Raw genomic sequence first — 6681 nt, 5'->3', positions numbered from 1 at the left:
TGGGGCGGACGAAGACGTGGAACTACTGGCGGGTGAGGCGACGGGGCTTCCACTCGTCGACGAATCGATCGACGCCGCGCTCTCCGTGCAGGTGTACGGCTACGTCGATGCCCTCGAAACGGCCCTCTCGGAACTCGCTCGGGTCCTCCGTCCCGGTGGGTCAGCGGTCGTGTACGTGACCGACTGGGAGACACTCGTCTGGCGCGTCGGCGACCCCGAACTCGCGGCGAGGGTATCCCGAACGTGGAAGAGCCACTGCGTTCGACCACGTCTCGGATCGGAGATGACGACACCGCTTCGTGCGGCCGGTTTCCATATCGAGACCGTCGAACCGTAAACCATCTGCAAAACGACGTTGGAGGGAACGGTCGCCGGGCGATTAGTTCCGGAAGTACGCGATCACACCGCCGAACTGCTGTCCCGAGACGCGGCCGATGCGTGAGAACGCGCCGTTCGAAGCCGGGAGCGTGCTGGACGGACGTTCTTCAGTCTCACCGGGTCGTTGTATCACGTCTCGAAAAATGTCGGATGATCGATCGGCAGGTCGCTGGTTCGGACGGTTCGACGCCCCTTTTTCTCGGGATGTTCGAGAACGAGATCGTGACTATCCCATGCTTCCTATCGGAATAGACTACTACGTATGATTATGTATTCTCCACATAGAACTATTACAACGCCTTAAGTACGGTTGTTCGAATCGGCTGGTAATGACGAACGATTCCACTCGTCGAACGTTTCTCGCCACGAGCGCTGCGACCGGTGCAGTGACACTCGCCGGTTGTGCCGGTCAATTGACCGGTGGAAGCTCCACGACCAGCATCAAGTTTTGGCATGCGATGGGCGGTGACACCGCGAAGCTATTGAAACAGATGGGGTCGGATTTCGAATCCGACCACGAGGATGTTTCCGTCGAGGTGACATCGAAGGGAAGCTACCGCGAGACACTGAATTCGACCCTTTCGGCGGTCAAAGCGAAAAAACCCCCGGCGGTCGCACAGATCTTCGACATCGGGACCGGACTGGCACGAACCAGTGATGCGTTCGTCTCCGTCCAAGACATCATTCCGTCGGATAATATCGACTACGACAACTTTCTGAACCCGGTTCTCAACTACTACCGTATCGGCGACACGCTCAATTCGATGCCGTTCAACTCCTCGAATCCGGTGCTGTACTACAACAAGGACGCCTTCGAGAAGGCCGGTCTCGACCCCGAGAATCCCCCGAGAACCTTCCAAGGGATCACGGATGCCTCCGCGAAGTTGATGGACTCGGGTGCGACGAAAAAGGGAATCACGTGGCCGAACCACAGCTGGTTCGTCGAGCAGTGGATGGCGGAGCAAAACCAACTGCTCGTCGACGAGAAGAACGGCCGTGCGGGTAACCCGACCGAAATCTATCTCGAAAGCGACGCGGCAAAGCGCATCTTCAACTGGTGGACCGATCTGTACGAACAGGGTGCATACCTCAATCCCGGTATCGAGGCATGGAGTGCCGCGAAACAGGCGTTCATCGCTGGAAAAGTCGGGATGCTCATCACCTCCACTTCGGGTATCTCCTCCACCACGGCGGGCGCGAAAGAGAACGGGTTCGAGATGGGAACCGGCTACTTGCCCGTCCCGAAGGGGAAGCGAAAGGGCGTCGTCATCGGCGGTGGTTCGCTCTGGGTCCCGAAGGGCCTCTCGGACGCCAAACAGAAGGCGGCGGCGGACTTCCTCGTGTGGCTCACGAAGCCCGAACAACAGGTTCGATGGCACAAGAACACCGGTTACTTCCCGGTTCGAAAGGAAGCCGTCAGCCAGCTCCAAGACAACGGTTGGTTCGACCAAAATCCCAACTTCAAAACCGCGTTCGACCAGCTTCAGGCCACGAAGGACACGATGGCGACCCGTGGTGCACAGATGGCACCGTTCGCAAAAACCCGAACTATCGTCGAGAAGAGCTACGTGAGTATGATCCAGGGCACCGGCGTCGATAGCGCACTCGCCAGTGCGAAGAAGGACGTCGAATCGGAACTGGCCCGCTCGAACGGGAAGTAACTCTCGAACTCAGTGTTTATGTCCACCAAGGAATCCACGTATTCGAGCACCTGGCAGGCCTTCTTGTTGTTGCTGCCGACGATCGTCGTCCTCGTCGCGTTTCTGTACTATCCGTCGGTCGACACGATCCGTCTGAGTCTCTACAACACCGGTGTGCTGGGTATTCACAAGACGTTCGTCGGATTGGGTAACTTCGCCACCCTCCTCACCTCGCCCGAGTATCGACACAGCATGGAGATGACGGCCCTCTTCGCCGTCGTCGTCGTTGTCGGGACCCTCTCTATTTCGTTGTTCGTCTCGACGCTCCTCTACGAGGTGACGACCGGACAGGCGGCGTATCTCGTGGCGGCCATCTGGCCGTACGCGCTTCCGCCAGCGGTTGCAGGGACCGTTCTGCTCTTCCTGTTACACCCCTCGTTGGGCGTCATCACGTACTTCCTCGACGACCTGTTCGGCATCTCTCTCGATTGGTTCACGAACGGCTCGCTCGCGCTGATAGTCGTCGCAATCGCGGCCATCTGGAAGCAGCTCGGCTACAACATCATCTTCATCCTGGCCGCATTGAACAACGTTCCGGAGACGCTCAACGAGGCCGCGCGCCTCGACGGTGTTGGACGGTTCCAACTCGTCACCCGCGTCTACGTCCCGCTTATCTCGCCAACGCTTCTGTTCCTCGTCGTCATGGACACCATCTATGCCTTCTTCAGCACGTTCTCGCTGGTGGACCTGATGACCCACGGCGGCCCGAACGGAGCGACTAACTTCCTCATCTTCAAGCTCTATCGCGACGCCTTCGAGTTCTCGAACCCCGGACTCGCGTCCGCCGAGTCGGTCATCCTGTTCGCCATCGTCGGCGTGCTGACCTACGCCCAGTTGCGACTCTCCGATCGCTACGTCCAGTACGGAGGTAGCTCATGAGTACGGACTCGCTCGCCACGGACGGGCGAGTACAACGGCAGTCGTGGCAGGACGTGCTCCCGGACAACCTCCTCGTGCACGTCGCGCTCGTCGCCTCGACGCTCGTCATGGCGCTGCCCCTGTTGCTCGCGCTCCTGATGAGCACACAGACGACGACCCAAATATACCAGACGTCGAACCTCGCCCCCGGTGGGCAGGCCGTCCACAACTACGTCGCCGCCATGACCGAGTACGGAATGGGTCGGTATCTGCTCAACTCGCTCGTCATGTCCCTCGTCATCGTTGTGGGCAAGGTGACCATCTCGCTGTTCGCAGCGCTGGCCATCGTCTACTACCGGTTTCGGTTCAAGCGGTTGGTGTTCATGTTCATCCTGTTCACGCTGATGCTCCCGGTCCCGGTGCGTATCCTTTCGTTATTCCAGTTCGTGGCGAACATCGGGTGGTCCGATTCGTTGCTCGCGTTGACCGCGCCGTACCTCGCCAGTGCGACGACCGTCTTCCTGCTTCGGCAGCACTTCCGGTCCATTCCGGATTCACTGGTCGAAACCGCCCGCCTCGATGGGATCGGACCGCTCACCTTCCTGTTTCGCGTCCTCGTGCCGATGTCGAAGGGCATGATCGCCGGGGTGGCGGTCATCGAGTTCATCTACGCCTGGAATCAGTACCTCTGGCCGCTCACCATCATGAGCACGCAGCGAAAGCAGGTCGCGCAGGTCGGCGTCAAACTCCTGCAGTCGGCCAGCGCCGCGGGACAGACCCAATGGGGTCTCATTATGGCGGGTGCCGTAATCGCGCTCATTCCACCGCTCTTGGTCCTCCTCGTCCTGCACCGACCGCTCCTCCAAACGTTCGGTCTTCAACAAAAGTGATCAATAATGACAACTATCTCACTAAAAGACGTCGTCAAACGGTACGACGACGACGTAACGGCAGTCAACGGCATCGACATCGAAGTGAACGACGGCGAGTTCCTCGTCGTCGTCGGGCCGAGCGGGTGTGGAAAGTCCACGACACTCCGCATGCTCGCCGGACTCGAAACGATATCCGACGGAGCGATTCGGTTCGGCGACGACGTGATCAACGGAATTCCCCCCAAGGATCGGAACGTGGCGATGGTGTTCCAGAACTACGCGCTCTACCCGCACATGACCGCGGAGCGTAACATGACCTTCGGGATGAATTCGTCGGGGTCATACACGGACGACGAAGTCGAGCGAGCGGTCGCCGATGCCGCCGATACCCTCGACATCACCGACCTGCTCGACCGGAAGCCGGGTGAACTCTCCGGTGGTGAGCGACAGCGAGTCGCCATCGGTCGCACGCTCGTTCGAGACCCCGAAATCCTGCTCATGGACGAACCCCTGTCGAACCTCGACGCCAAACTTCGCGTCGAGATGCGTGCGGAACTCGCCGAACTCCACGCCGAACTCGAACGTACCACCATCTACGTCACCCACGACCAGACGGAGGCGATGACGCTCGGCGACCGCGTCGCGGTCATGAACGACGGTCAAATCCAACAGGTCGACGAGCCACAGACGCTCTACGATTATCCCGTCAACCGGTTCGTCGCGGAGTTCGTCGGCAGTCCATCGATGAACGTCCTTCCCGCTCGCATCTCGGAGGACGACGGACGCCGGTTTGTCGAAGGCGACGGCTTCCGCATCCGACTTCCCCGAGCGAACGGGAACATCGGCTCCGAGATAGACCACGCGCAGGTCGGTATCCGCCCCGAAGACCTCACGGTCAGTGAGGGGGCGGGAACCATCGACCTCTCGGTGAGCGTTACGGAACCGCTCGGGGAGTCGCTGTTGCTCCGCGGGACCGTCGGCGGGAACGAACTCTCGGTCAAAGCGGATCCGCGTCGGGAGGTAACGGTCGGTGAAACGGTCAGTCTCACCGCCGACCCCGAACGCCTCCACCTATTCCATTCCGACACCGGAGCAGTGATCTATCACTCGTCGTCGGGTGCTCACGAGCGACCCCCGACCCCTCACCCGTAAACTGTGTCATACCCGGCTGTAGCAGGGGTGCTTAACCGGAGGACGCCGACGAGACGTTGTTCAATCTAGCCGGGTCGCCGTATCCGATGTCGAAGAATGACGTGTCGTCGTCCCGGTCCCGTAACCGAACGAGTCCGTGCCGGTGGTCGAAAAAGCGACGCTCGTTCGGGAGCCGAATCAGCGCGTCGCGGGTTTGGCCGGTTTGACGCCCCGTTTCTGCCGGGAGCCCTTCAGCCACCCGCCGAGTGCACCCGCGATTCCGCTCGGAATGGCGAACAGGAGCGCGATGACGATGCCGGTGAGCAGGACGCCGGTCCCGGCGAGCACGCTTCCGACGGGTCCCGCGACGCTCCCGATGAGCGCGCCACCGACCGCGAGCAGTATCGCGCCGACGATACCGCCGAACGCACCGGCCAGCAGTCCGTTCCACGTTCCGTTTCCGATTCCCTCTCCCGCCATGTATCCCGCGATGAATCCCCCGATAATCCCGCCACCGATGGTCCCGACGACGGGTATGACAACCCCGCCGAACGTGCCGATGATGACCATGACGATGAACCCGAGTATCACCGCTCTCCAATTCGTTGCCATGGATTGGTGTAGGCTAGCTGAAGATATAGCCGAATCGCTCCTCTCCGGCGTGACAGTACTCGTAATACGGTAACGAACCGATGAGGATGTCGTAACGACCGTCCCGGGAACAGTGATTTGCTCGGCCAAGTCGTGTTCGGGTTCATGCCGACCGACCCGACTGACCCGACTGACGAGTGTCCGGAGAGCGGCGTCGCGAATGAACGAACGCGACTCGCGTGGACGCGAACGATACTCTCGTACGTCAGAACCGGTTTCGCCTCGTTCATCTTCGGTATCGCCCTCATCCGCCTGTTCGCCGGACGGCTGATCGACTACGTCGGAATCACCTTTCTCGTCGTTGGCGTCCTGTTCGTTCTCGGCGGTCTCTACTTGTTCGTCACCAGTCGTTGAGTCTCTCTCGTTCGTCACCGGCCGACGAGTTCATCTACGGGACTACTCGTTTATGTCGATGCTCGGCGTACGGCCGGATGGAGGGGAACAATGGGTGTCGAAATCCGAAATCAAGAGCCATCGCAAGACCGACCAGCGAGTTCCGCGGAGAGTCGGTGGCGTCTGCTTCTGGGCGTCGGGGTGTTACTGATCCTGCTGAGTATCGTCGCGGTCGTCGGTGCGGCACGGATACGCGCCGGACTGGGAAGTATCGCGTTCCTCGTTTCGTTCGCCACGCCGGTCGCCATCTCGTCGTTGTTCGGCGTTCTCCTGTTGCTCGGCGGGACGGTGCTCACCGCGTCGGGATTCGGCGCGAGGGAGTGGTCGGGCAGTCGAGGAGTGATACTGCTCGCGGTCGTCTACACGGTTTTCGGACTCGTGCTCCTCGTCAACCCGCTGGCGGGGTTCGCCTCGTTGACGGCCCTGTTGTTCGGATTCTTCCTGCTCGATGGACTCCTCGAAATCGGAATTGGGGTTCAGACTCGCCCGGAGACGGGTTGGGTGTGGGTCGTTCTCAGCGGCGTCGTCGCACTGCTGGCCGCTGTCGTCGTCCTGCTCGTCCCTCCCGTCGGGTCGCTCGAACCGGTGAGCGTCGTTTTCGGCGTCAACCTCTTCGTGAGTGGCATCTCCCTCGTCATCGTCGCGGTGGGACGACGGAGGGCGGCGCGCGAACGAACGCCGGTGCCGTCCCCCGGCAC

Annotated in this window: 9 protein-coding genes; 7 read left to right on the top strand and 2 right to left on the bottom strand. The window is 60.7% G+C overall.

Annotation, left to right across the window (positions count from 1 at the left end; translation table 11 throughout):
- The coding region (locus tag WBV42_RS19895; protein WP_423987581.1) for a methyltransferase domain-containing protein at positions 1-337 on the top strand (337 nt) is incomplete at its 5' end.
- Between the two features lie 42 nt (positions 338-379).
- Here the strand turns inward: WBV42_RS19895 and WBV42_RS19890 are convergent.
- Positions 380-511: a hypothetical protein gene (locus WBV42_RS19890; RefSeq protein WP_423987580.1), complete on the bottom strand. Its 132-nt coding sequence runs from the start codon at positions 509-511 to the stop codon at positions 380-382.
- Between the two features lie 196 nt (positions 512-707).
- Between WBV42_RS19890 and WBV42_RS19885 the strand changes: the two genes are divergently transcribed.
- The 4 genes from WBV42_RS19885 to WBV42_RS19870 are packed head-to-tail and all read left to right on the top strand — an operon-like array spanning position 708 to position 4960.
- Positions 708-2039: an ABC transporter substrate-binding protein gene (locus WBV42_RS19885; RefSeq protein ID WP_423987579.1), complete on the top strand. Its 1332-nt coding sequence runs from the start codon at positions 708-710 to the stop codon at positions 2037-2039.
- 18 nt (positions 2040-2057) lie between these two features.
- Entirely contained in the window at positions 2058-2957 is a 900-nt protein-coding gene (locus WBV42_RS19880) for a carbohydrate ABC transporter permease (protein ID WP_066143786.1), read from the top strand.
- Positions 2954-3826 carry a carbohydrate ABC transporter permease gene (locus WBV42_RS19875; RefSeq protein WP_423987578.1) on the top strand — a complete coding sequence of 291 codons (873 nt, stop codon included), beginning with the start codon at positions 2954-2956 and terminating at the stop codon, positions 3824-3826. Before WBV42_RS19880 ends, WBV42_RS19875 begins: the two co-directional genes overlap by 4 nt.
- A gap of 6 nt (positions 3827-3832) precedes the next feature.
- On the top strand, positions 3833-4960 hold the full coding sequence (locus tag WBV42_RS19870; protein WP_423987577.1) for an ABC transporter ATP-binding protein: 1128 nt from the start codon (positions 3833-3835) through the stop codon (positions 4958-4960).
- A gap of 177 nt (positions 4961-5137) precedes the next feature.
- Here WBV42_RS19870 and WBV42_RS19865 read toward each other — a convergent pair whose 3' ends face one another.
- Positions 5138-5551 (bottom strand): DUF5518 domain-containing protein, encoded by a 414-nt coding sequence (locus tag WBV42_RS19865; protein WP_423987576.1) that lies wholly within the window; start codon positions 5549-5551, stop codon positions 5138-5140.
- A 117-nt stretch (positions 5552-5668) separates the two neighbouring features.
- Between WBV42_RS19865 and WBV42_RS19860 the strand changes: the two genes are divergently transcribed.
- Together WBV42_RS19860 and WBV42_RS19855 are read left to right on the top strand one after the other, a co-directional pair.
- Complete coding sequence (locus WBV42_RS19860) at positions 5669-5944, top strand: DUF202 domain-containing protein (RefSeq protein WP_423987575.1); 276 nt, start codon at positions 5669-5671, stop codon at positions 5942-5944.
- Positions 5945-6034: 90 nt separating this feature from the next.
- Positions 6035-6681, top strand: a 647-nt coding sequence (locus WBV42_RS19855) for an HdeD family acid-resistance protein (protein ID WP_423987574.1), incomplete at its 3' end; no start/stop codon positions are given.

It is taken from the genome of Haladaptatus sp. (assembly GCF_049589095.1).
Classification (GTDB): domain Archaea; phylum Halobacteriota; class Halobacteria; order Halobacteriales; family Haladaptataceae; genus Haladaptatus.
Note: the sequence above shows the minus strand (reverse complement) of the source record. Positions and strands in the feature narration are given on the sequence as shown.

Coding starts and splice junctions, on each gene's coding strand:
- WBV42_RS19885 (WP_423987579.1), top strand. CDS start 708: ATGACGAACGATTCCACTCGTCGAACGTTTCTCGCCACGAGCGCTGCG.
- WBV42_RS19880 (WP_066143786.1), top strand. CDS start 2,058: ATGTCCACCAAGGAATCCACGTATTCGAGCACCTGGCAGGCCTTCTTG.
- WBV42_RS19875 (WP_423987578.1), top strand. CDS start 2,954: ATGAGTACGGACTCGCTCGCCACGGACGGGCGAGTACAACGGCAGTCG.
- WBV42_RS19870 (WP_423987577.1), top strand. CDS start 3,833: ATGACAACTATCTCACTAAAAGACGTCGTCAAACGGTACGACGACGAC.
- WBV42_RS19865 (WP_423987576.1), bottom strand. CDS start 5,551: ATGGCAACGAATTGGAGAGCGGTGATACTCGGGTTCATCGTCATGGTC.